Source organism: Pseudomonas sp. GW821-FHT02H06, assembly GCF_059421525.1.
This window is the reverse complement of record NZ_JBWKVD010000018.1, coordinates 76,001-100,153: the sequence shown is the minus strand read 5'-3', so window position 1 is coordinate 100,153 and position 24,153 is coordinate 76,001. Positions and strand designations below refer to the sequence as shown.

Annotated in this window: 21 protein-coding genes (1 of these 21 running past the window's edge); 11 read left to right on the top strand and 10 right to left on the bottom strand. The window is 62.5% G+C overall.

The window, feature by feature from the left end; genetic code table 11:
- Window positions 1-13: 13 nt before the first annotated feature.
- The 4 genes from hutC to AC07VF_RS22915 all read left to right on the top strand — a co-directional run bounded on the left by hutC (window position 14) and on the right by AC07VF_RS22915 (window position 3,946).
- Window positions 14-751, top strand: a complete 738-nt coding sequence (hutC, locus tag AC07VF_RS22930; protein ID WP_463582693.1) for a histidine utilization transcriptional repressor HutC — start codon at window positions 14-16, stop codon at window positions 749-751.
- Window positions 752-844: 93 nt separating this feature from the next.
- Complete coding sequence (locus tag AC07VF_RS22925) at window positions 845-1,141, top strand: hypothetical protein (protein WP_192174263.1); 297 nt, start codon at window positions 845-847, stop codon at window positions 1,139-1,141.
- A 399-nt stretch (window positions 1,142-1,540) separates the two neighbouring features.
- Window positions 1,541-2,866 (top strand): MFS transporter, encoded by a 1,326-nt coding sequence (locus AC07VF_RS22920; RefSeq protein WP_495009071.1) that lies wholly within the window; start codon window positions 1,541-1,543, stop codon window positions 2,864-2,866.
- Window positions 2,867-3,112: 246 nt separating this feature from the next.
- Window positions 3,113-3,946, top strand: a complete 834-nt coding sequence (locus tag AC07VF_RS22915; protein WP_495009062.1) for an oxidoreductase — start codon at window positions 3,113-3,115, stop codon at window positions 3,944-3,946.
- Window positions 3,947-4,251: 305 nt separating this feature from the next.
- On the opposite strand, the gene AC07VF_RS22910 is transcribed toward AC07VF_RS22915, so the two are convergent.
- On the bottom strand, window positions 4,252-5,013 hold the full coding sequence (locus tag AC07VF_RS22910; RefSeq protein WP_495009061.1) for a FadR/GntR family transcriptional regulator: 762 nt from the start codon (window positions 5,011-5,013) through the stop codon (window positions 4,252-4,254).
- A gap of 244 nt (window positions 5,014-5,257) precedes the next feature.
- Here AC07VF_RS22910 and AC07VF_RS22905 point away from each other — a divergent pair, with 244 nt between their 5' ends.
- From AC07VF_RS22905 to AC07VF_RS22875, 7 genes are all read left to right on the top strand, one after another.
- Entirely contained in the window at window positions 5,258-5,998 is a 741-nt protein-coding gene (locus AC07VF_RS22905; protein ID WP_495009060.1) for an SDR family oxidoreductase, read from the top strand.
- Window positions 5,999-6,063: 65 nt separating this feature from the next.
- Window positions 6,064-6,909, top strand: coding sequence for a fumarylacetoacetate hydrolase family protein (locus tag AC07VF_RS22900; protein ID WP_495009059.1), 846 nt, complete (start codon window positions 6,064-6,066; stop codon window positions 6,907-6,909).
- Between the two features lie 191 nt (window positions 6,910-7,100).
- Window positions 7,101-8,378 (top strand): L-fuconate dehydratase, encoded by a 1,278-nt coding sequence (locus AC07VF_RS22895; protein ID WP_495009058.1) that lies wholly within the window; start codon window positions 7,101-7,103, stop codon window positions 8,376-8,378.
- Window positions 8,379-8,542: 164 nt separating this feature from the next.
- Entirely contained in the window at window positions 8,543-9,424 is an 882-nt protein-coding gene (locus AC07VF_RS22890) for an amidohydrolase family protein (RefSeq protein WP_192174268.1), read from the top strand.
- On the top strand, window positions 9,421-10,197 hold the full coding sequence (locus tag AC07VF_RS22885; protein ID WP_495009057.1) for an L-fucose dehydrogenase: 777 nt from the start codon (window positions 9,421-9,423) through the stop codon (window positions 10,195-10,197). Before AC07VF_RS22890 ends, AC07VF_RS22885 begins: the two co-directional genes overlap by 4 nt.
- Window positions 10,198-10,207: 10 nt before the next feature.
- A complete protein-coding gene (locus AC07VF_RS22880) occupies window positions 10,208-10,570 on the top strand; it encodes an L-rhamnose mutarotase (protein WP_495009056.1) in 363 nt (120 codons plus the stop codon).
- A gap of 192 nt (window positions 10,571-10,762) precedes the next feature.
- On the top strand, window positions 10,763-11,995 hold the full coding sequence (locus AC07VF_RS22875) for a sugar MFS transporter (protein WP_495009055.1): 1,233 nt from the start codon (window positions 10,763-10,765) through the stop codon (window positions 11,993-11,995).
- A gap of 341 nt (window positions 11,996-12,336) precedes the next feature.
- On the opposite strand, the gene AC07VF_RS22870 is transcribed toward AC07VF_RS22875, so the two are convergent.
- The 9 genes from AC07VF_RS22870 to AC07VF_RS22830 form a co-directional block, all read right to left on the bottom strand.
- Complete coding sequence (locus AC07VF_RS22870; RefSeq protein ID WP_282373563.1) at window positions 12,337-12,633, bottom strand: hypothetical protein; 297 nt, start codon at window positions 12,631-12,633, stop codon at window positions 12,337-12,339.
- Entirely contained in the window at window positions 12,626-12,781 is a 156-nt protein-coding gene (locus AC07VF_RS22865) for a hypothetical protein (RefSeq protein WP_282373564.1), read from the bottom strand. The genes AC07VF_RS22870 and AC07VF_RS22865 overlap by 8 nt, the downstream gene beginning before the upstream one ends.
- A 690-nt stretch (window positions 12,782-13,471) precedes the next feature.
- Entirely contained in the window at window positions 13,472-14,185 is a 714-nt protein-coding gene (gene fhuF, locus AC07VF_RS22860; RefSeq protein WP_495009054.1) for a siderophore-iron reductase FhuF, read from the bottom strand.
- A 42-nt stretch (window positions 14,186-14,227) separates the two neighbouring features.
- Complete coding sequence (locus AC07VF_RS22855; protein ID WP_495009053.1) at window positions 14,228-15,061, bottom strand: formyl transferase; 834 nt, start codon at window positions 15,059-15,061, stop codon at window positions 14,228-14,230.
- Between the two features lie 11 nt (window positions 15,062-15,072).
- Window positions 15,073-16,065, bottom strand: a complete 993-nt coding sequence (locus AC07VF_RS22850) for a TauD/TfdA family dioxygenase (RefSeq protein ID WP_495009052.1) — start codon at window positions 16,063-16,065, stop codon at window positions 15,073-15,075.
- Window positions 16,066-16,099: 34 nt separating this feature from the next.
- On the bottom strand, window positions 16,100-16,300 hold the full coding sequence (locus tag AC07VF_RS22845; protein WP_065986085.1) for an MbtH family protein: 201 nt from the start codon (window positions 16,298-16,300) through the stop codon (window positions 16,100-16,102).
- An 817-nt stretch (window positions 16,301-17,117) separates the two neighbouring features.
- Window positions 17,118-19,316: a TonB-dependent siderophore receptor gene (locus AC07VF_RS22840; protein WP_495009051.1), complete on the bottom strand. Its 2,199-nt coding sequence runs from the start codon at window positions 19,314-19,316 to the stop codon at window positions 17,118-17,120.
- A gap of 176 nt (window positions 19,317-19,492) precedes the next feature.
- Entirely contained in the window at window positions 19,493-20,923 is a 1,431-nt protein-coding gene (locus AC07VF_RS22835) for an aspartate aminotransferase family protein (protein ID WP_495009050.1), read from the bottom strand.
- On the bottom strand, window positions 20,916-24,153 hold the end of the coding sequence (locus AC07VF_RS22830; protein WP_495009049.1) for a non-ribosomal peptide synthase/polyketide synthase. It continues 12,941 nt past the right edge of the window; 3,238 of the gene's 16,179 nt are visible here — the last part of the coding sequence; its start codon lies off the right edge, out of view; it ends in the stop codon at window positions 20,916-20,918. The genes AC07VF_RS22835 and AC07VF_RS22830 overlap by 8 nt, the downstream gene beginning before the upstream one ends.

Here is a 24,153-nt window from a genome sequence, read left to right as displayed (position 1 = left end):
AGGGAGAGAAACGATGGATAAGCCGGCACCCCAGGCCCTTTATCGGCGGGCGAAATCCTTCGTTCACGGCAAGCTGTCGTCGGGCGAATGGAAGCCCGGCGACCTGATTCCGTCGGAGAACCGCCTGGTGGTCGAGCTGGGCATGTCACGGATGACCGTCAACCGGGCATTGCGCGAGCTGACCGAAGAAGGCCGCCTGCTGCGGGTGTCCGGGGTCGGCACCTTCGTCGCCGCGAGCAAGCCGCAATCCAACCTGTTGCGCATCACCAACATCGCCGACGAAATCCTCGCCCGGGGCCATCGCTATCGTTGCCAGGTGCTGCATCTGGCACGGGAATCGGCGTCCATGCCCATCGCCTCGGCCCTCTCGCTGGCCACTGGCGCGTCGGTGTTTCACCTGTTGTGCGTGCATTACGAGGACGATGTGGCGGTGCAGCTGGAGGACCGTTACGTCAACCCGCACGCCGCGCCGGACTTTCTGAACCAGCCCTTCGGCGACGCATTGCAGTCGGCGCGCTATCTGTTGCAGATCATTCAGCCCGATGAGATGGAGCACATCGTCGAGGCCAGCCACCCGAGCGCCGAGGAGCTCAAGCATCTGCAGATCGAGCCGGGCGAGCCGTGTCTGGTGCTGATGCGCCGCACCTGGAACAGCGGCAACGTGGTGACCTACGTGCGGTTGGTGCATCCGTCCTCGCGCTATCGACTGGGCAGTCGCATGCCGGTGACGGGTGCGTATCGCGACAGCTGAAGCCTGCCGGTCAGCACATGGATCGAACCCTTGCGCGCCGTTGCCCTCGATATCTGTACGTCCTGTGAACGGGACATGACAGAAGAGGTGCGTATGGCTACCCAGAACAACGATCAAACCGTCAACCGCAACGACCCGGCGATTAACCCTGCCGTTGAGAAAGTCAGGCCAGACAGCAGCCTGGCGCAGAACGATGCGCTGAAGAACCAAAGTGGATCACAGAGCCAGTCCGGTGGCGGCGCGCAGAGTCAGGAGAACAACGGCAACCTGACCGGCGAGAACAGCTTCACCCCTGATTTCGAGCCTGAAGAGCATGAGTCGCCGGATACCACCAAAGAGGAACGGCAGACGGGTGAGCTGGACAAGGACATTGATACGGCGGGGGGTTGAGGTCGGCCTTCTGGACCGGAGATCCAAATCAGGTTCATGAGTCTGATCACTGGATTTGATTCCGGCCTGGCACTGGTGGAAGTGAGCTTGCTCAGCAGGAGGACGGTACAGCCGCAAGATTTGTAGCGGCTGGGCCTGAGTCTTCGCGAGCAAGCTCGCTCCCACAGGACCTTCAGTGGCTGCGAAGCCTCAGCTCCGCACCTTGGTATGCCGCCATCCGCTTATCCCGCGTATCTTTAATTGCGTAGCACCCTAACAAAACGGCACCATCACGCTTTCGTCTGCGCCTGCAGACCCGCCTGAAGTTCATCCCCCGGAGCGTTGTCGATAATGGTCCAGCCCGCCACTCAGGATGCCCCGCGCGTCGGTAATAAACTTACACCCCGCGAGTTTCGCGGCATGGCGGCGATTCTGATGTCCATCGCCCTCGCCACCCTCGACACCGCCATTGCCAACACCGCCCTCCCCGCCATCGCGGCTGATCTGAACGCCTCGCCGGCCGCATCGGTGTGGATCATCAACGCTTACCAGCTCGCCGCCGTCGCCACGCTGTTGCCGTTCGCGGCGCTGGGCGGTGTGCTCGGTCATCGCAAGGTCTATCTGGGCGGGCTGATTCTGTTCGTGGTGTCGTCGGCGCTGTGTGCGCTGTCCTGGTCATTGCCGACGCTGACCATCGCCCGCGTCCTGCAGGGCATCGGCGCCAGTGCGATCATGAGCGTCAACGCCGCGCTGATCGGCTCGATCTTCCCCCACGAACGACTGGGCCGCGGCCTGGGCATGAACGCGCTGGTGGTCGGCACCTCGTTTTCCATCGGCCCGACCGTGGCCTCGCTGGTGTTGTCGGTAGCGAGTTGGCCTTGGCTGTTTGCGATCAACCTGCCCATCGGCCTGTTCGCCCTGGTGTTCGCCTGGAATTCGCTGCCCGCCACACGGCTCGGCAGCCTGACCTTCGACCGCATGACGGCCGTGCTCAATGTCATCACCTTCGGCGCGCTGATCTTTGCCCTGAGTCAGGCGGCGCAACTGGGTTCCATGACCAGCGTGCTCATCGCCCTGGCGATCTTTCTGGTGGGCGGCGCGCTGATGCTAAAACGCGAAGTCGGTCACCCTGCCCCGATGTTTCCCCTGGATTTGCTCAAGCGGCCGCTGTTTGCGTTGTCGGCGCTGACGGCCTTATGTTCGTTCGCCACCCAAGGGCTGGCATTCGTCTCGCTGCCGTTCTTTTTTGAAAGCACCCTGGGCCGCGACCCGATCCAGACAGGGTTTCTGATGACGCCATGGTCGGTCGTGGTGGCGATGATCGCGCCGTTCGCCGGGCGCCTGTCGGACCGTTATGCGCCGGGGCTGCTGGGCGGGATTGGCCTGGCGATGCTCTGCCTGGGCATGATTTCCCTGGCGACCATGCCCGCCGACGCCAGCGTGATGTCGATCATTGCGCGGATGATTCTGTGCGGCATCGGCTTCGGTTTCTTTCAGGCGCCGAATCAGAAAGCCCTGATGACCAGCGCGCCAAAGGAACGCTCCAGCGGCGCCAGCGGCACGATTGCGACGGCACGTTTGATCGGTCAGGCCACGGGCGCGGCGTTGGTGGCACTGAGCTTCGGGATTTCCAATACCCACGGCCCGGTGCTGGCGTTGAGCATCGGCGCGGGCTTTGCGGCGGTGGGCAGTGTGGCGAGCGGCTTGCGGCTGGTGACCAAGAACACGGCCAATCCGCGAGTTTGATACGCCCACGATCTTGTAGGAGTGAGCTTGCTCGCGATTGCGGCGTGTCAATTGCAGGTGAGCTGACTGACACACCGTGATCGCGAGCAAGCTCACTCCTACAGGACCGGCAGTCTTCCCATGGCAGCGCCAAGCCGGGGCAGGATCAGGCAATCATCGCGTAGAACTGGGTCATCGGTTTCGGGCGCAGGGTTCCTACCATGGGGGCCTGCCATCAACGGCTTAGGCCTCATGAGGAAACGCACAATGAGCAAAACCAAAACCCTGTTCATCACCGGTGTCAGCAGCGGCTTCGGCCAGGCGTTGGCGCAGCAGGCGCTGGCGGCGGGTCATACCGTGATCGGCACCCTGCGCAATGAAGATGCCGTGCAGGCATTTGAAGCCCAGGCACCCGGTCGCGCCCACGGCGTGTTGCTGGACGTCACCGACTTCGACGCCATCGACCGCGTGGTGACCGAGGCCGACAACGCGTTTGGGCCCATCGACGTGCTGGTTAACAACGCCGGCTATGGCCACGAAGGCATTCTGGAAGAGTCACCGCTGGAAGATTTGCGTCGGCAGTTCGACGTCAACGTGTTCGGCGCGGTGGCGATCATCAAGGCCTTCGTGCCGCTGTTCCGTCAGCGCCGGAGCGGGCACATCCTCAACGTCACGTCCATGGGCGGCTTCATCACGATGCCGGGGATTTCCTACTACCACGGCAGCAAGTTCGCCCTGGAAGGCATTTCTGAATCCCTGGGCAAGGAGCTGAAGCCGTTCAATGTGTTCGTCACCGCGGTGGCACCGGGGTCGTTCCGCACGGATTGGGCCGGTCGTTCGATGCAGCGTACTGCGCGGCAGATTACCGACTACGACGCCAGCTTCGACCCGATCCGCAAGGCCCGCGAAGAACGCAGCGGCAAACAGCCGGGGCATCCGGTCAAGGCTGCCGACGCGATGCTCAAGCTGATTGATAGCCCCAACCCGCCGGCGCATCTGCTGCTGGGCAGCGATGCGTTGAAGCTGGTGCGGGAAAAGCTCGCGCAGCTGGAAGCCGAGTTTGCGGAATGGGAAGAGGTGTCGCGCTCGACGGATGGGTGAGACGTCATGGAAAGGTGGGCCATGCCGAGGACCTGTGGGAGTGAGCTTGCTCACGAAGAGGCCGGGGCATTCAGCCAATTTCTCTGGTGTCAGACATTAAGTCTTCGCGAGCAAGCTCGCTCCCACGAGACCGCGGCTGACTTGAGATTTCGAGCCATGCCGAGGACCTGTGGGAGTGAGCTTGCTCACGAAAGCGCCGGTCCAGCCACTGCATATTTAGCGGCTGGAAGTCAGCATTCGCGAGCAAGCTCGCTCCCACAAGTTCTCCGTTAACAACGACATCTGCTGTGTTCCCGCTTTACGAGCTAAACCCCGCCCCGGCTAAAGATGCGGATAACTTCATCCAGATGGCCCGCCATCGCCTGCCTCGCAGCGTCTGCATCTCGATTTTGCAGGGCGTCGAGGATCAGGCGGTGTTCGTGTTCGGAGCGGAACGGCATGTCGTCGGAGGTGTAGTGCGCCTGCAAACGCTGGAACATGCTGCCGTACTGATGCCCGAGCAGGTGCTTGATCATCAGCCCATAGGCCGGATTGCCGGAGGCCTGGGCGATGCGGATGTGGAACAGGCGATCGCCGGGGTGGGTGTGGGAATGCTCGCGGTTGTCGCGGGCGTTGCGTTCGAAGGCCTCGCGGATGGCTTCAAATTCTTCATCGCTGGCGTTTTGTGCCGCCAGCGCCGCCGCTTCCGGTTCGATCAACCGCCGCGCCTGGAGCAAGGCAAACGGCGGGATCTCCGCGCTGAAATCCACCTCGATGCCCAGCTCGGGGTCGACGTCTTTCCACTGGTCGCGGGTGACCTGGGTCATCACCGGTTCATCGGACAGCTTCTGCACGGGCGGCTCACAGACCAGCACGCCATTGCCTACGCGCACATCCACCAGCCCGATCACCTCAAGGGCAATCATCGCCTCGCGCACCGACGCCCTGCTCACCCCCAGCATCTTCGCCAATTCACGTTCGGCCGGCAGGCGGCTGCCCGGTGGAAATTCGCCGCTGTCGATCAGCGCGCGGAGCTGATCGGCGATCTGGCGATAAAGTCTCTGGTTATCAATTACTTGGATTGGCATCGGGAATCGGCTCGGAATTTTACAGCGCACTGGATCGAAAAATGGCCTTGTTGCAGTCCATGACTAGTGCTAAAAACAGGACCAATGGCCTGACCATTGGAGCGCTGCAGTGAGCGGAGCATAGCAAAACCCGTCGGGGTTCGGCGTGCTTCAAATCTCATGACGTGCTGCGCGGTTCGATCAGCAGACCTCGACGGCAGCATGGCCAGTCAGGTCGTCTCAACAATAAAAACAAGGGATCAACATGGACCTCACCGGTAAGCGAGTGCTCATCACGGCCGCCGCCCAGGGCATCGGTCAAGCCAGCGTCGAGGCTTATCTGAAGGCCGGCGCGGAAGTCTTCGCCGTGGACATCAACGGCGCAGCGCTGGACCACCTGCAGGGCGTGCACAAGCGTTTGCTCGACGTCACCGATCACGCCGCCATCGAACGGCTGGCCGCCGAAGTGGGCGCGCTGGACGTGCTGTTCAACTGCGCGGGCGTGGTGCACAGCGGCAACATCCTCGAATGCTCCGACGACGACTGGCGCTTCGCCTTCGATCTCAACGTCACCGCGATGTACAAGATGATCCGCGCATTCCTGCCGGCCATGCTGGCCAACGGTGGCGGCTCGATCATCAATATGTCGTCGGTGGCCTCGGCCATCAAGGGCGTGCCCAACCGCTTCGCCTACTGCGCCAGCAAGGCCGCCGTGATCGGCATCACCCGTTCGGTCGCTGCCGACTTCGTCGGGCAGAACATCCGCTGCAACTGCATTTGCCCCGGCACCGTGGAATCCCCTTCCCTGCGTCAGCGGGTGGCTGATCAGGCGGCGCGCGAGGGACGCGAAGAGGCCGAGGTGTACGCGGCATTTGAAGCGCGCCAACCCATGGGACGCCTGGGCACCCCCGAGGAAATCGCCCAACTGGCGCTGTACCTCGGCTCGTCGGCCAGCGGCTTCACCACCGGCACGGCACAGATCATCGATGGCGGCTGGAGCAACTGAGCCTGTTCACGACCTTCACCAATACCCACACCGAATTCTGATCACTCACCATTAGAGGACACCCCATGAAATTGCTGCGTTACGGCGAACCCGGTCAAGAACGCCCTGGCCTGCTGGACAGCGACGGCCGCATTCGCGATCTGACCGATCTCATCGGTGACCTGTCGGGCACCGCCCTGAGCCCGGAAAGCATTGCCCATTTGCAGTCCCAGGACGTCAACAGCCTGCCGCTGGTTGAGGGCAATCCGCGCCTCGGCCCATGCGTGGGCAAGATCGGCAAGTTCATCTGCATCGGCCTGAACTACGCCGACCACGCCGCAGAAACCGGGGCGGACATTCCGAAAGAACCGATCATTTTCAACAAGTGGACCAGCGCCATCGTCGGCCCCAACGACAACGTGGAAATCCCGCGCAACTCGAAGAAGACCGACTGGGAAGTCGAACTGGGCGTGGTGATTGGCAAGGGCGGTCGCTACATCGACGAAGCCGATGCGCTGGAGCACGTGGCGGGCTATTGCGTGATCAACGACGTCTCCGAGCGTGAATTTCAGATCGAGCGCGGCGGCACCTGGGACAAGGGCAAGGGCTGCGACACTTTCGGCCCGATCGGTCCGTGGCTGGTGACCCGCGATGAAATCGCCGACCCGCACCAGCTCAACCTGTGGCTGGAAGTCGACGGAAAGCGTTACCAGAACGGCAACACGCGCACGATGATTTTCCAGATCCCCAAGCTGGTGAGTTACCTGAGCCAGTTCATGAGCCTGCAGCCGGGCGACGTGATTTCCACCGGTACACCGCCGGGCGTGGGCCTGGGCATCAAGCCGGAGCCGGTGTTCCTGCGTGCCGGCCAGACCATGCGTCTGGGTATTGAAGGGCTGGGTGAACAGCAGCAGCTGACAGTCGACGCCTGATGCAGCAAACACCATTCCTGTGGGAGCGAGCTTGCTCGCGAAGAGGCCAGTGCATTCCCTGCATATTCATCAGGAGTAAAGGCTTCGCGAGCAAGCTCGCTCCCACAGGTTCTGCATGCACTTGAGATCAGTGTTTTCCTCAGTTTTTCCAATACGCCGCGCTGCCCATAACAATGCCAAAGGGACCCGCCATGACCACCATCACCGCCTTGCGCGTTGAAGACATTCGTTTCCCCACGTCGCAATTCCTCGACGGCTCGGACGCGATGAACCCGGACCCCGACTACTCGGCGGCCTACGTCATTCTCGAGACCGATCACCCCACCCTGCAGGGCCACGGCCTGACCTTCACCATCGGCCGCGGCAACGAGATCTGCTGCGCCGCGATCAAGGCGCTGGCGGGCGTGATGGTCGGGCTGAAGCTGGAATGGATCGCCGAAGACATGGGCCGTTTCTGGCGTCACGTCACCAGCGACAGCCAGTTGCGCTGGATCGGCCCTGACAAGGGCGCGATTCACCTGGCGACTGGCGCCGTGGTCAATGCGACGTGGGATTTGTGGGCCAAGTCCGAGGGCAAGCCGGTGTGGCAACTGGTGGCGGAAATGACCCCGGCGCAACTGGTGCGCTGCATCGATTTTCGCTACATCACCGACTGCCTCACCCCGGACGAAGCCCTGACCCTGCTGACCGAGCGCGCCGAGGGCAAAGCACAACGGTTGCGGACGCTGCTTGCCGACGGTTACCCCTGCTACACCACCTCGGCGGGCTGGCTCGGCTACCCCGACGACAAGCTACGCCGGCTGTGTCAGGAAGCGGTCGACGGCGGTTTTTCCCACATCAAACTCAAGGTTGGCCGCGACCTGCAGGACGACATCCGCCGGGTGCGCATCGCCCGGGAAGTGCTGGGGCCGGATCGTCATCTGATGATCGACGCCAATCAGGTCTGGGAGGTCGGCGAGGCCATCGACTGGGTCCGCGAGCTGGCGTTCGCCAAACCGTGGTTCATTGAAGAACCGACCAGCCCGGACGACGTCGAAGGCCATCGCACGATTCGTCTTGGCGTGCACCCGGTGAAGGTGGCGACGGGCGAGATGTGCCAGAACCGCATCGTCTTCAAGCAACTGATCATGCGTGGCGCCATCGACGTGGTGCAGATCGACGCCTGCCGCCTCGGCGGGGTCAACGAGGTGCTGGCGGTGATGCTCATGGCCGCCAAATACCGGCTGCCGGTCTGCCCCCATGCTGGCGGCGTCGGGTTGTGCGAGTACGTGCAGCACCTGTCGATGATCGACTTTCTGTGCATCGCCGGCACCCATGAAGGTCGGGTGGTGGAATACGTTGATCACCTGCATGAGCACTTTGAAGACCCGTGTGTGATTCGTGATGCGGCGTATTTGCCACCGGCCGCACCGGGGTTTTCGATTCAGATGAAAGCCGCCTCGCGGGCGCGGTATGCATACAAGGGCTGAGCACACTGCCGAAGCCTTGTAGGAGCGCGCTTGGTCTGTGCGGCAACCGGACGAAATGGCCGGGACACCCGATGCAGGTGTGTCGTTTGTACCTAAGCCTTCGCGAGCAAGCTCACTCCTACAGTAATTGCGTGAGGCCATGAAACGGACGGAGTACAACAACAATGTCGTCCCGACACTCAAGCGTTCCGGCACCGCCCTTGCGGGTGGATGCCCATCAGCATTTCTGGACTTACGACGCCAGGGATTACCCCTGGATTGACCAGCGCCATGCTGCGTTGCAACGGGATTTTCTGCCGGGCGATTTAAAACCTCTGCTCGATCGGCATGGCATCGATGGCTGCGTCGCGGTGCAGGCGCGGCACAGTGTCGACGAGACGGACGCACTTCTGACCCATGCGGCCGAGCATCCGTGGATCTTCGGCGTGGTCGGCTGGGCGGACCTGCGGGCGGATGGTGTCGACGAGCAATTGGCACGCTGGGCGGACGCGGAAAAACTGGTCGGCCTGCGTCACTTGGTACAGGACGAACCGGCGCCGTCGCTGTTCCTCCAGGACCCGGCGTTGGCCCGGGGTATGCGGCAGCTGCAAACCCTCGGGCTGACTTACGACGTGCTGATAAAAGACAAAGACCTCCACGCCGCCACCGACTTCTGCCAACGCCACGACCGGCATCACCTGATCCTTGATCACCTCGGCAAACCGGATCTGTCCCTTGAAGACCCCATCGCCTGGGCCGATCGCCTTGCCCCGTTGGCCGCCCTGCCCCACGTGGCCTGCAAACTGTCGGGGCTGATTACCGAAGCCGACTGGCAACGCTGGCGACCGGTGGAACTGCTGCCGTATTTCTATCTGGCGCTGGAATTGTTCGGGCCGCAACGACTGATGTTCGGCTCCGACTGGCCGGTCTGTCTGGTGGCGGGCAATTACAGCGACGTCCACCAGTTGTTCGAAACCGCCATCAGCTCGCTCTCCGTCGATGAGCAAAACGCGCTGCGCGGCGGCACCGCCATTCGCCTGTACGGCCTGCAAGGAAACTGCCCATGAATCTGCACCTGCAAGACAAGGTCATCATCGTCACCGGCGGCGGCTCGGGGATTGGCGCCGCGATCTCACTGGGGCTGGCCGAAGAAGGCGCGGTCCCGGTGATCTTCGCCAATCAGCCGTTGCCTGCTGAATTGGCCGCCGAGCTGGACAGTCGCCAGCCGCAGACCCTGTTCGTCCAGGTCGAGCTGCGTGACGAGGCCGAATGTGCGGCGGCGGTGAGCAAGGTGCTGGAGCGCTTTGGCCGCATCGACGGGCTGGTCAACAACGCCGGGGTCAACGACAACGTCGGGCTGGAGGCCGGTCGCAGCGCGTTCATCGAGTCGCTGGAGAAGAACCTCATTCACTACTACGTCATGGCCCATCTGTGCGTCGACGCGCTGAAAGCCAGCAAGGGCGCCATCGTCAACATCGGTTCGAAGACTGCACTCACCGGCCAGGGCGGCACCAGCGGCTACACCGCCTCGAAAGGCGCGCAACTGTCGCTGACCCGGGAATGGGCAGCGTCTTTGCTGAGCGATGGCGTGAGGGTGAACGCGGTGATTCCGGCTGAAGTGATGACGCCGCTGTACGAGCGCTGGATTGCCAGCTTCGACGACCCTGACGCGAAGCTGGCGAAGATCGTCGAGAAAATCCCCCTCGGCCAGCGCATGACCACGCCGACGGAGATTGCCGACAGCGTGCTGTTTCTGCTGTCCCCGCGAGCGTCCCACACCACCGGGCAATGGCTGGTGGTCGATGGTGGCTATACGCATCTGGATCGGGCACTGACATGAGCGCGCTGACATGAATACCGGGAGGGTTGCGCAGCGTTTTTGTCTGGCCCTGGACATGGCCGATGACGAGGCGTTGATCGCCGAGTATGAACAACTGCACCGGCGCATCTGGCCGGAGATTGCCGAACACCTGCGCAGTCAGGGCGTGCTGGACATGCAGATCTGGCGACTGGGTACGCGGCTGTTCATGGTCATGGACACCGCCCCGGGCTTCAGCGCCGACGCGATGGATCAGGCGTCGGCGGCCAACCCCAAGGTGCAGGAATGGGAGGCGTTGATGTGGCGGTTTCAGAGACCGACGCCGTGGACCGAGCCGGGGAATAAATGGCAGCCCATGGCGCAGATTTTCAGCCTGTCGGATCAGCCGCCTTGAAGCCCTTCAATGGTGGGAGCGAGCTTGCTCGCGAAGGGGCCGAAACACCCCCTACATCTTTAGCGCCTGAAACGCCGTCTTCGTGAGCAAGCTCACTCCCACAGGTACGAGTGCAAGGCGTCGAACCCTGCACAACCGAACATCCGCTTTGTCACGCTTCACGCTTGAACAACAACAAAAAAGGAGAGCGTTATGTTGACCAAACACAGCAAAGTCCAGACCCCGGTGTACCAACGCGCTGCGCCGTCGGTGCGGGTGGCGTTGATGCTGGTGACCAGCCTGTTTTTCCTCTGGGGCCTGTCGTACGGGCTGCTCGATGTGCTGAACAAGCATTTTCAGGAAACGCTGCACGTCAGCAAGGCCCAGTCGGGTTTGCTGCAGGCGGCGTACTTCGGCGCGTATTTCATCATCGCCCTGCCCGCCGGCTTGTTGATGGACCGCTTCGGCTACAAGGCCGGGATTCTGCTGGGCCTGTGCCTGTACGCCGCCGGCGCGTTGCTGTTCATGCCGGCGGCCAATGCGGCGAGCTTCCCGTTCTTCCTGTTTGCGCTGTTCGTCATCGCCCTGGGGCTGGGTTGTCTGGAGACGGCGGCGAATCCTTACGCCACTGTTCTGGGAGACCCTAAAGGCGCAGAACGTCGGCTCAATCTGGCGCAGTCGTTCAATGGCCTTGGCCAGTTCGTCGGACCGCTGCTGGGAGGCGCGCTGTTCTTCGGCGGCAGCAATGCCGGCAGTGACAACAGCTCGCTGCAAACCACCTACGTGGTCATCGCGGTGATCGTTCTACTGGTGGCGGCGCTGTTCGCCCGCACGCCGATGCCCGATCTGCGCGAGCAGGAGTCGAGCATCCAGCGCCATGACAACAAGACCCTCTGGCAGCACCGGGAATTCGTCGGCGGCGTGGTCACACAGTTTTTCTACGTGGCGGCGCAGGTGGGTGTCGGCGCGTTCTTCATCAATTACGTGACCGAACACTGGGCGAGCATGACCAGCCAGAGCGCCGCGTACCTCCTGTCGGTGGCGATGATCTGCTTCATGTGCGGACGTTTCTTCAGCACCTGGCTGATGGGGCGTATCCCGGCGCAGCGGCTGCTGATGGTCTACGCGTGGATCAACGTCGCGCTGTGCGCGGTGGTGGTCAGCGGCGTGGAAAGCGTGTCGGTGGTGGCGCTGGTGGCGGTGTTCTTCTTCATGTCGATCATGTTCCCGACCATCTTCGCCATGGGCGTGAAAAACCTCGGCCCCCACACCAAACGCGGCAGCTCGTTCCTGATCATGGCCATCGTCGGCGGCGCGCTGATGCCGTATTTCATGGGGCTGGTGGCGGATCATTTCTCCACGGCACTGGCGTACCTGCTGCCGCTGGGATGCTTTGTGGTGGTGGCGTTCTATGGGCGCAGCGGGTTGCGCGGGCGGGAGGCGTGATCTCGTTTTTGCGGCGTGGCGAGTGACGCCTTCCCGGCTGAAGCCGGTCCCACTATCTGGACGCGGTGCCACTGACTGTATGCATTCCACTAGTGGGACCGGCTTTAGCCGGGAAGAGGCCTGTGGTCACCGCCTAAACTTTGCGGTGTGGCGACTGATGCCTTCCCGGCTGAAGCCGGTCCTACTATCCGGTTTCGGCCAGTCCCACTAGAGGCGCGGGATTATGTCATGGGATCGGCCTCAGCCGGGTTTTTCCATAAGCGCATCAGGTTCAGCACAAAGCTGTAACACCGGTGTTGATAAGAGCGTTGGTCCCTCGTCATCGACGATCTCGCGCCGCATCAAGTCCTGGCAAAGGTATCCCAGAGAGTTTGCCGGATAGCATCAAGTCGCGCGTTAGCCGCGATCCGCTCCTCGACGGTGTCGCGGTCTATGTAGATATCTGAAAATCCAGATTTGGAACCGGCCATAGTTCTGTAGATAGAACCAGCCTCATCCCATGCAGGCGTTCCTGCCAGAGCGCTCTCCGACAATATGCTGACAATCGCGTCAATTCCTCTGTCAAAATCTCTGCACCCCTCCCCGTGGTATATATGCTTAAGTTCTAAAAGCATACTTACAAGCATTGAGTTATTCATAGTTGCACCTCCGAGTGAAACCGTCCCAGGCGTCGTTGGCGCTCTGCAAACCATTGCTGACGCTTTGGTTGAGGTCGCTGTATTTCTGGTCCAGGTTTCGCTCGATGTCGCCCCAATTGGGCACAAGGGCCAAGAGGTCCGCTTTCATCTCACAATCCTTGGAAAGAGTCTGTCCATGTATTCGCGTACGCGACCCTGATGCTCACTGGTGATGGCTAAGGTCGACAATAGCGGGCGCCAATCCTGCCTTATCGGTTTGCCACATTCCATAACCGTGAGGCGCAGCATTGCCCGGCGGTTCACAAATACACAACCAGAAACGGCGGCCACCTATCTTCACTTTTCCATTTCTGAACGAGCGCATAAAACTTGGTGGTAGAGGGAAGGCATTTACTGGCCGCCGCCGCACAGATTCGTCCGCGCGGAACTACCAAATATGGCTCCCGCCCCACTTACGTTGACGGATTGATTCTCAGGGCGTGGAAGATGAGGCGTGCAGCCTTCCCGGCTGAAGCCGGTCCCACGAGTCGGCGTTCCAGCCAGTCCCGCTGGAGGCATGCGATGCCTTAGTAGGACCGGCTTTAGCCGGGAAGAGGCCGGTGGCAGCGCTCTCATTTTTGCGGCGTGAGGATTGACGCTTTCCCGGCTGAAGCCGGTCCTACCAATCAGGCATCTAGCTATTGATGATCGTTCCCACGCTCTGCGTGGGCATGCATCTTGTGACGCTCTGCGTCGCCTTGCGCGAAAGCCGGATTGTGCGTCGTCTCAGGGGCGCAGAGCGCCCGACCCGGCGTTCCCACGCAGAGCGTGGGAACGATCACAGTTTGTAGGCGGTCAGTCAGGACAGCGGGCAGTTGCCGCAGTAGTCGAGGCCGTTTACACGGTAACGGATGCAGCACACCCGGCGTTGGCGCTTCAGTTCGTCTTGCCCTTCGACCTTGATGTAGCGCACGGGCTGGTAGAGCGGATTGCGGCGTCCGTCGGGGAGATGTCGGGCGTCGAGCAGGTGGTGACCGTGACTCACATCCGCATGGGGCATCGCGTTTTCGAGCACACCCAACAGCCACTCGAAATAGTTGCCGGCGTTGCTCCACAGCACTTTTGGGGAAAGTCGAAAATGCCGCGCGAGGGCATCAATGAACGGTCTGAGGTGCTGCTCCAGCAAGTCATCGAAACGCTCGAAAGCATCGGCCGGACACGGCATCCATCGCTGCCCCGGGGCAGGCAACTTGAACGCGACAGGCAACCCGGCCTCGTCGAGGATCAGTTCCAACTGATCGAGGTGCAGCGTCAGGCGATGGTTTAGTATCAGCGACGCCGCGACCACCGGCGGAATCAGTTTGATGAAGTAATACTTGCTCCAGATCGACGCCAGCCCGCGAGGGTCGCTGTCGGGGTAGGCGCTGGCGAATCGCGTGAGGATATCGTTCAGGTAGTCGCCGGTGAGAAAGGTGCGCATAGGCACGCCGACGCGGGGATCGTCCGGCAGCACGAGCGCGTCGCGGTAATGCTCGAAATCGGCGATGAACAGCGGCGCCAGCGCAGGAATCATGGCCCGATTCGCTGTGCTGGCCACCTGTTCATAGGGATGCGATCAATGAGACCGCTGCCGCGCCAGCACCCACAACCCCTGCTCCAGCGCGGGAAACAGGCTGTTGTTGAAGTTGTTCCAGCGCAGTTCGAGGATGGTGTCCTCCGGCGCGATGGGGGTGTCGAGCACGTCGAACACCACCTCACCGGAATCGATGCCGGTGTCGACGTAATGGAACGACGCGCCGGTCATGTTCACCACCGGCGTGTCGACCATCTCCCGCGTGGTCCAGTCGACCACTTTCTTGCCCCGGGCGCCGTACAGCGCGTCGAGGGTGGCATAGGCTCCGCGCCGTTCGTAGGGCGATTCCAGACGCGTGATGCCCGGGTGCACGTTGAAGATACGCCGATGGAAGTCAGCCCCTTCGCGCACCAGTTCATCGAGGATCACCAGCAGCCCGTCGAGCACCACGACATCGGCTTGCAGTGTGTGCAACCGCTCACCGAGACGGCGCTCGAAATCCGACTTGCCGGCCGGCCGCGCGCTGTCGCCCAAGGGCAAGGCGCGGTAGCTCGACGGCACGTTTTCCAGCAGGTCATCGACCTTGCGCCCCTGCACCGTCAGGCCCGCCGGGTAGAACCAGTGGGCGCTCTGCCCCGGCTTGAAGCCGTAGTCCTTGATGCTCTCGCGGTCCCGTGCGGACTCGGGGTTTTCGTCGTAAATGATCGCTTCCAGGGAGTAATGGTCGCCGAGGGCGGTGTCGTTGAGCGCCTTGACCAGGTACTCCAGCGGCGAGGTCATGTAGCGCTGCTCGCCGTGGTAATCGACGTATTGACCGGCCTTGTCCGCCGCGGCGTTACGCAGCGACCAGACGTAAACAAGCTTGGTTTTCTGCATGAATATCGGACTCAGGAAAGGGTGTGCAGGGTGTTGCCGCTGACGCCTTCAGCCATGGCGACCACGACTTTTCGTTCGCCGCTGAACGGCTTGCGCGAGTGCGCCGTGAGCATGTTGTCGAGCATAAGCACGTCGCCGGTCTGCCACGGGAAGACCACTTCGCATTCGCTCAGCACGCCGCGAATTTCCGCCAGCGCATCGGCCTCCAGCGGGCTGCCGTCGCCGTAGTAGACGTTGCGCGGCAGGCCTTCTTCGCCAACGGTGTCGAGGAGGATTTCCTGCATCTCCTCGTCGAGGTTCGACAGGTGAAACAGGTGCGCCTGATTGAACCAGACCCAATCCTTGGTGCGCGGATGCTGGGCGACGCCTTGCACCAACTGTCGGGTGCGCAGGTCGCCGTCATCGTTCCAGTCGCACTGGATGCCACGGGGGCGGCAATAGTCTTCGACGTCGCTGTGGCGCTCGGTGTTGAACACCTGTTGCCAAGTCAGGTCCAGGCCGTTGCCGTAGTTGCGCACGTACATCAGGCGCTTTTCTTCAAAGCGTTTGCGCAGCGCCGGACTGATGCGCTGGAACACCCGGCGGCTGTCGGCAATCGGCGTCTCGCCGCCGCTGACGGCGGCTTTGGCGCAGTAGAAAAAGATGCGCATGGGCCATTCGGTGGTGTAGGCCTGTTCGTTGTGCAGCGGGATCGAGCGGTGCGCCGGGTATTCGGTGGAGGTGTAGACGCCTTTGCCATCCACCTGGCTGCGCGGGGTGGAGCCGAATTCGTAGTTGAGCAGCGGGTGGCCGAAGGAGGCGGCAAACTGCTGGAAGCCTTCGACGCCTTCGCTGGAAAAGCCGCTGAAAAGGATGGCGCCGTCGCGCTCAAGCGAGTGGTCGACGACGCTGCGCAGGGCGTCGATTTCGGCGGCCAGGGAGACGCCGGTCTGGCCGGGCTGGACGCGCAGGGGGAAGCCGGCTTCAAGGCGCAGGCGTTCGGGGGTGAGCATGCGCATGTTCATGGGCGTTACGCTCCTGAGGCTGAAGGGGGTGGGTTCAGGCCATGGCCTTGCGCAGGCTGAGGGGGCGCATGTCGGTCCAGACGCTTTCGATGTGGTTGAGGCAGGTCTGTTTGTCGCCTTCGACGCCGACGCTTTTCCAGCCGTCCGGGATGGCTTTGTAGTCGGGCCAGATGGAGTACTGTTCTTCGTGGTTGATGACGACCCGGAACTGTGTGTTTTCGCTGTCGAAGCTCATGTGTAATCCCTCGTGGTGTTGGAACGGCGCAGGTAAGCGCGCCTTACCTGAAAGACGAACGAGAGGGCTAAGTGGTTAGTCTTTTTTGGTGAAAAATGTAAAAGCGGATCAAGGGCAGATCGAGGGCAGAGCAAATGCTGAGGACCTGTGGGAGTGAGCTTGCTCACGAAGGGGTCGATACATCCACCGAATGTCCGGTGTTTGAAATACAGCATTCGCGAGCAAGCTCGCTCCCACAGGATGGGGTGCAATCAGCAAAAATTGCTGGCGCTTGGGCTGGCCTCTTCCCGGCTGAAGCCGGTCCTACCAAGGCATCGCATGCGTCCAGTGGGATCGGCAGTGACATCGACTGTAGGACCGGCTTCAGCCGGGAAGCCTTTCCATCAATACAGGGAGGGGGTGCGATCAGCAAAAATTGCTGGCGCCTGGGCTGGCCTCTTCCCGGCTGAAGCCGGTCCCACTAATCAGACCGCGCGCGCCTGTAGGACCGGCTTTAGCCGTTGCCGTTGCCGTTGCCGTTGCTTTTGATCTTCATACGCATGAAGTCCAGACGACACCCATCGCGACTTGGGTGCAGGCTGAATGGAGGTTTCGCGGAGTGGGCCGAGCGGCATGGATGCCGCGAGAGCGCCGTCAGGACATGGATGTCCGTTCGGCGCGGGCCCACGGAGCGGGACCGGAGTGAAGGAACCCGACGAAGTCGGGCCCAACCAGGAGCAAGCACCTTTGGTTACTTGGGGTGCTTTTCCAAGTAACTCGCCGAAGGCGAAACGTCTGCCCCTAGGCAGACGCTCTTGATCTTCTCGAGCCTGGCGCGTTACCAGCGGAACGCCACAGTCCCGAGCACGGTCCGCTCTTCGCCCCAATAACACCGACCCGCGTTATTGCAACCGCTCACATACTCCTTGTCGAACAGATTCTTCGCATTCACATCCACCGACCAATGCTTATCGATGTCATACCCCACCAACGCATCCACCAGCGTCACATCACCCGTCTTCAACTTCCCGTACAGCGTCGGCGCGGTATACGCGAACGTATTATCGAAATAACGCACCCCGCCACCCACACGGAAACCGCTCATCGGACCGTCGAGGAAGCGATACGTCGCCCACGTACTCGCCTGATTACGCGGTATGCCGGTCAATTGATGATCCTCGTACAACGAACCCGGACTGTCCTTCGTCACCCGCGCATCGGTGTAGGTATACGACGCCGTCAGGCTCAGGTTCTTCGTCACATCACTGTTGACCTCAAGCTCCACGCCCTTCGACTCGCTCTTGCCAATCTGACGGCTGAAGCCGTTCGAACCGGCAATCACGTCATGGGTCTTGGTCAGGTCAAACACCGCCGCGCTGAACGTCGTGTTCCAGCCAGCCGGCTCGTACTTCAGACCCATCTCGTACTGCTCGCTGAGAATCGGATCGAGCAACTCGCCGTTCGGTTGCGACGACTGCTGCACCGGCGTGAACGCCGTCGAGTAACTCACGTACGGCGAAATGCCGTTCTCGAACTGGTACATCAAACCCGTCTGCCAGCTGAAACGATGGTCCCAGCCGTCAAGGTCCGATACGCCACTGATAGTGCCGGCGCGGTTGCGGTACTGGCTGTTGACGAAGTCCTGACGACCGCCCAACAGGTAGATCCAGTTGTCGTACTTGCTCTGCAACTGGCCGTAAACGCCGTACATCTGCTGATCCAGCTGCGAGTTCTGAACCGTCGCGAGCATGCGCGGCTTGGCCGACGGGAACACCGGATTGAAGGCGTTGTACGTGCCGCCGTTGCCGGCTGCCCAGTCCTGGTTATACGAAGTGCGGTCGTAACTGGCGCCCAGCAGCACCGTGTTGTCCAGCGCGCCGGAGGTGAAGTGGCCTTCGAACTGGTTGTCCAGCGAGTAGGTGATCGACTTGTTGTCGCGATCGTACGCGGTGCTGGTCAGGGTGCTGCCGAAACCGGCGTTGTTCAGGTTGTTCGGCCAGGTCTCGTGACGGTCCAGGCGCGATTCCATGAAGCGCGAGTTCTGACGGAACTGCCAGGTGTCGTTGAGCTGGTGCTTGAACTCGTAGCCCAGGGTCCAGGTTTCGCGCTCGAAGTCGTCCCAGTTCGGGTTGCCGTTGAACTGGTCCTTGCCGATCTTGCCGTTGACGTTGTTCAGCAAGGTGCCCGCAGCGGGGTAGCCGAGCAGCAGCTTGGTGCGGTCGCGCTGGTAGGACGACAGCAGGGTCAGCGCGGTGTCTTCGTCGAAGTTGAAGGTCATCGACGGCGCGATGTAAATGCGGTCGTCCGGTACCGAATCGACCTGGGTGTCGGCGTTGCGACCGAGCATGACCACGCGGCCGAGGATGCGGTTGTCGTCGGTCAGCGGGCCGGACACGTCGAGGGACAGCTGGCGGCGGTTATTGCTGCCGTAGGTGAATTTGGCTTCGCCCTGGGCGGTTTCCGTCGGGCGTTTGCTGACCAGGTTGACCAGCCCGCCCGGCGCGTTTTCGCCGTAGAGGATCGAGCTCGGGCCACGGAACACTTCGGTGCGTTCCAGGCCATAGGGTTCGGTGGTGGTGTCGTAGCGGTTGCCTTGCAGACGCAGGCCGTCTTTGAGCAGGCCGTAACCGTAGTCGGTGGCGTTGTAGCCGCGAATGGAGAACAGGTCGCCCGCGAGGCCGTCGCCGACGGCAAAGGGCGGGGCGAAGATGCCGGGGACGTAACCGAGGATGTCGGTCAGGCTTTGCGAGCCCTGATCCTGAATGCGCTGGCGTGTCACCACTGACACCGAGCGCGGGGTTTCCGACAGCGGTGTGCTGGTCTTGGTGCCCGCTGTGCTGTTTTTCACCTGATAGCCAACGGTTTGCTCCCCTTCGGGTGCTTCGCCTGTGACCACCGAATTCTGCAGTTCGATGGTGGCGCCCTGCTCGGCCTTGGCCGGGGCGTCCGCCGCACATGCCGCGCCGTGACAGGCGACCGTTGCGATCAGCGCTGCCAAGGCATTGACCTTGAATTGACCCTTGTTATTGCTCGCCATCCGAACTCCCCCTCCCTTTAAAATCACACGGGGCAACGCCCCAAAATTGACCACCAATGTCAAAAAAGCGTGAAAATGTAACAAAGAACGTTTCTCATTACCATTCTTATCATAAAAAAAGGGCGAAGGGCCATCGCTGGTCCTACGCCCTGTTTCAACGCTGTTAGAACAAGGGTTTAACGCTGTTTGACGGCCGCTGAAACGGCGGCGGCAAAGATGTCGGCGATCTGGTCAATCTGCGTGGCAGTGACAATCAGCGGCGGCAGGAAGCGGATGACCGACGAGTGCCGCCCGCCCACTTCGATGATCAGCCCCCGCTGCAAACATTCACGCTGGATGGTCGAGGCCAGTGCGCCGCTGTGGGGGAAGTGGCCGAGGGCGTCGGGGCGGCCACCGAGATCGACCATTTCCACCCCGAGCATCAGGCCCATGCCGCGCACATCGCCCATCTGCGGATAGTCCTTCTGCAGCGAGCGCAGGTGGCCGATCAGGCGCTCGCCCATGGCGGCGGCGTGCAGGTCCAGTTGCTGTTCGCGGACGATGCGCAGCGTTGTCGAACCGGCCACCATCGCCAGTTGATTGCCACGGAAAGTGCCGGCGTGGGAGCCCGGTTTCCACACGTCCAGGGACTTGTTGTAGACCACCACCGCCATGGGCTGGCTGCCACCGATGGCTTTGGACAGCACCAGCACGTCCGGCACGATGCCCGCGTGTTCGAAGGCAAACGGCTTGCCGGTGCGGCCCACGCCACACTGGATTTCGTCGAGAATCAGCGGCACGCCGGCGTCGCGGGTGATGCGGCGGATTTCCCGCAGCCAGTTCGCCGAGGTCGGCACCACACCGCCCTCCCCCTGCAGGGTTTCCAGAATCATCCCGGCGGGGGGCAACACACCGCTTTCCGGGTCGGTCAGCTGGTTCTCGATGTAATGCAGGCCGATGCGCTCGCCGGCTTCGCCACCGACGCCGAACGGACAGCGGTAGTCATAGGGAAACGGCAGGAACTGCGCGCCACCGGCCATGCCGTCGAGATAGGTCTTCGGCCCGAGATTGCCCATCAGCGCCAGCGCGCCCTGGGTCATGCCGTGATAGGCGCCGTGGTAGGCCATCAGGTTGCTGCGTCCGGTGGCGGTGCGCACCAGTTTCAGCGCCGCTTCCACCGCATCGGTCCCGGCCGGGCCGCAGAACTGGATGCGCGCGTCCTTGGCGAATTCCTTCGGCAGCAACGCGAACAGCTCGTTGATGAAATCGTCCTTGGCTTCGGTCATCAGGTCCAGGGTGTGCAGCGGGCGCTGGCCGTCGAGGGTGGCGCGCATGGCCTGGATCACCTCGGGGTGGTTGTGCCCCAGCGCCAGGGTGCCGGCGCCGGCCAGGCAATCGATGAACCAGCGCCCTTCGCTGTCCTGCACGTGAATGCCCTGGGCGCGCTTGAGTTCCAGGGGGATGCGCCGCGGGTAGCTGCGCGCGTTGGATTCCACGGCGGCCTGCCGCTCCAGTCGCGGGGTCGGCGCAAAGCGGTAGTCGGCGTTGGCGACGGCGGCGTCCGGGCTGCTCGACAGCGCCTCGCTGTGGCGGGCGGCAATCGGCGTCACGTTGTGTTGGCTATGCATGTTCGTGCTCCTGGAAATCGTGGGAATGGGGGCGTTCGTTGACCTGCGCGAGGGCCTCGGCAAGTTGAGTGATGAACAGCTGATCACGGACGATCGAAAGGTGGTCGGCGTCGATCCAGGCCGAAACCTGCAAGCGAACACCCATGCCCTGCTCCAGAAGAGCCGGTGCGTTATCGTTATTTTCCGGCGAGCGCTCGGCCCACCAGGCGTAGACCGGCACGCTGAGGGCGTGGATCTCGCGGCATTGATTGGCCAACTGACGCATATGCCGCTCGACGCCGAGCAGCTGTTGCCAGTGCGCGTCGGCTTCCAGACCCTCGTCATCGGCGTCGAGAACCGGGGTTTCCGGCACGGCAGGACGCGGCTGACCGGCGCCCGGCACGTAACCGTCGATCAGGCCGACGAACTCGACGCGCTTGCCGAGTCGGGTCAGCAGCCGCGCCATTTCCAGCACCATCGTCCCGCCCATGGACCAGCCGATCAGCCGATATGGGCCGGACGGCTGCTGTTCGAGCAGCGCCTTGACGTAGTCGCGGGCCATTTGCTCGATGGAACTGTCGCGCCACTGGCCGTCCAGCACCTGGCGGTTCTGGATACCCCACACGTCCCACTGCGCGGACAGACGCCGGGTCAGTGCGTAGTAGCCGACCACCGTGCCGCTGACCGGGTGCACACAGAACACCGGCGGCTTGTCGCTGGCGCCGCTGCTCAGACGAATCAGCGGATTCGGCGCACCGTCGCGGCTGACGACCACGCTTTGCGGCGCGGCAGGTTTTGATGAAGGCAAGCTGTCCAGCAACGCGACCAGCGCGTCGCGATAGGCCGTTTGCAGGCGTTCGATGGTCTGACGCTGATAGCGCTGACCGCTGAAACGGAAGGTCAGCCCCAGTTGCCCGGCGAACACCTGGCCGTTGATTTCCAGCTCGCGATTGAGCGGCGTGGACGGGTCGACCAGCGCGCCGGCCGACACCTTCGACGGCGAGAAGCGGCCATCGCCCAGGTCCTGATCGAACTGACCGAGGTAGTTGAACACCACCTTGGGCTCCGGCAGCGCGGCCAGTGACTGCCGCGCCGAATCGTCGCCCAGATAGCGCAGCAGGCCGAAGCCGACGCCTTTGTCCGGCAAGCCCCGCAGGCTGTTACGCACGCCGACGAGGGTCTGGCGGATATCGGCAGCGGCACGCACCCGCAGCGGGAACAGGCTGGTAAACCAGCCCACCGTGCGACCGACCTCCAGCCCCTCAGCCAAGGCTTCACGGCCATGGCCTTCCAGTGCGACGAGGCTGTCAGGCTGGCCAGTCCAGCCCTTCAGCGCTTCGGCGAGCACCGCCAACAAAATTTCATCGGTGCGCGCTGCCAGTGCCGCCGGGGCTTCGCGCAGCAAGCGACGGGTCAGACCCGCGCCCAGCAGCAGTTCGCACTGCTCAAGGTCCTGTTGCGTGGCGCGGCCTTCAGGGTGGTCCACCGGCCAGACCGGCTCGGCGGTGCCGACCTGTTTCAGCCACTGGCCCACTTCGGTTTGACGCTCAGGTGCCTGCGCCGCGTCGACCAGATGCCGCGCCCAGCGCTGGAAGCTGCTGGATTTCGGACCGAGATCCACCGCACCGCCCGAAGCGATCTGGGCGTACGCCCGCGCCAGATCTTCCAGCAACACCCGCCACGACACGCCATCGACCACCAGGTGATGGGCGACCAGCAACAGCTTTTGCCCTTCCGGCATCTGCGCCAGCACCACGCGCAGCAGCGGACCCTCACGCAGATCAAGGCTGCGCTGGGCCTGTTCGCACAGCGCGGTCATGGCCTGGTCATCCGCCACGTTACGCAGCCAAAGGCTGTCGGCGGCCGGTGTTGCTCGGTACTGTTGCTGCCAGCACCCGTCGGCGTGCTGATGGAAACTCAGGTTCAGGCCGTCGTGATGACCCAGCAGCGCGGCCAGCGCCTGGCTCAACAGCGGCGCTTCCAGTGGGCGCTGCACGTCCAGCAACAACGCCTGGTTGAAGTGCGCGCGGTTGGCCATCGGTTGCTCGAAGAAGTGCGCCTGAATCGGCGTCAACGGCAGCTCGCCCTTCGGCGCGTCTTCGATCAACAGCGCTGCGCTGGCCTCGATGACCGTGAGGCGCAGGGCCAGATCCTTGAGCCGGGGATGGCTGAACACGTCCTTCGGCAGCAGCTTGAAACCGACCTGACGCAGACGAGTGATGACCGCCAGCGACTGGATCGAATCGCCGCCCAGCTCGAAGAAGCTGTCCTGACGGCTGATGTTCTCGACGCCCAGCAACTGCTGCCAGACCCGCGCCAGCTCGACTTCGCGCTCACCTTCCGGCGCTTCGAAGGCCTGACTGCCGACCTGCGGATCAGGCAGCGCGTTGCGGTCCAGCTTGCCGTTGGGCAACTGCGGCAAGCGCGCCATGACCACGATGTGCGCCGGCACCATGTATTCCGGCAGGGTGTTTTTCAGCTGATCCTTCAGGCTGTCTTCAGACAAGTCGTTGCCGCCGACGTAGCCCAGCAACTGCTTGCCGTGGCCTTTGTCGCGGACGATCACCAGCGCCTCACGCACACCGTCGCAGGCCTTGAGTGCCGCTTCGATTTCACCGGCCTCGATGCGGAAGCCACGGATTTTGATCTGGTGGTCGATACGGCCGAGGTATTCCAGCAGCCCCTCGCTGTTCAGGCGCACGCGGTCGCCGCTGCGGTAAATGCGTTCGCCGGCACGGAACGGGTGCGGCAGGAAACGCTCGGCCGTTGCGCCGGGACGGTCCAGATAACCACGCGCCACGGCGCCACCCAGATAGAGTTCGCCGGCAATCCCTTGGGGCAGCGGATTGAGGTCTGCGTCCATCACGTAACCCTGACGATCCCCCACCAGGTCACCGATCGGCGCGTAGGCCGTGGTGAAGTCGGCGGTCTCGGCGGAGGCCAGCCACAAGGTCGGCGTCACTACCGTTTCGGTCGGGCCGTAGCCGTTGATGATCCACAGCGGCTGCAAATTGCGGATCACGTCGTGGAGCATCTCGCGGCTGAAGGCTTCACCGGCGAAGCAGTAGGTTTTCACGCCAGGACCCTTGCCCTGCACCCCGGCCCAGTCGGACAGCTGACGCAGGTAGCTCGGCGGGAACGACGCCACGGTGATGCCTTCGCGGATCAACGTGTCGTAGGTCTGCTCAACGCTCCACAGTTCCTGATCCCGCAGCACGACTCGGGCGCCGTAACACAGCGGCATCATCCAG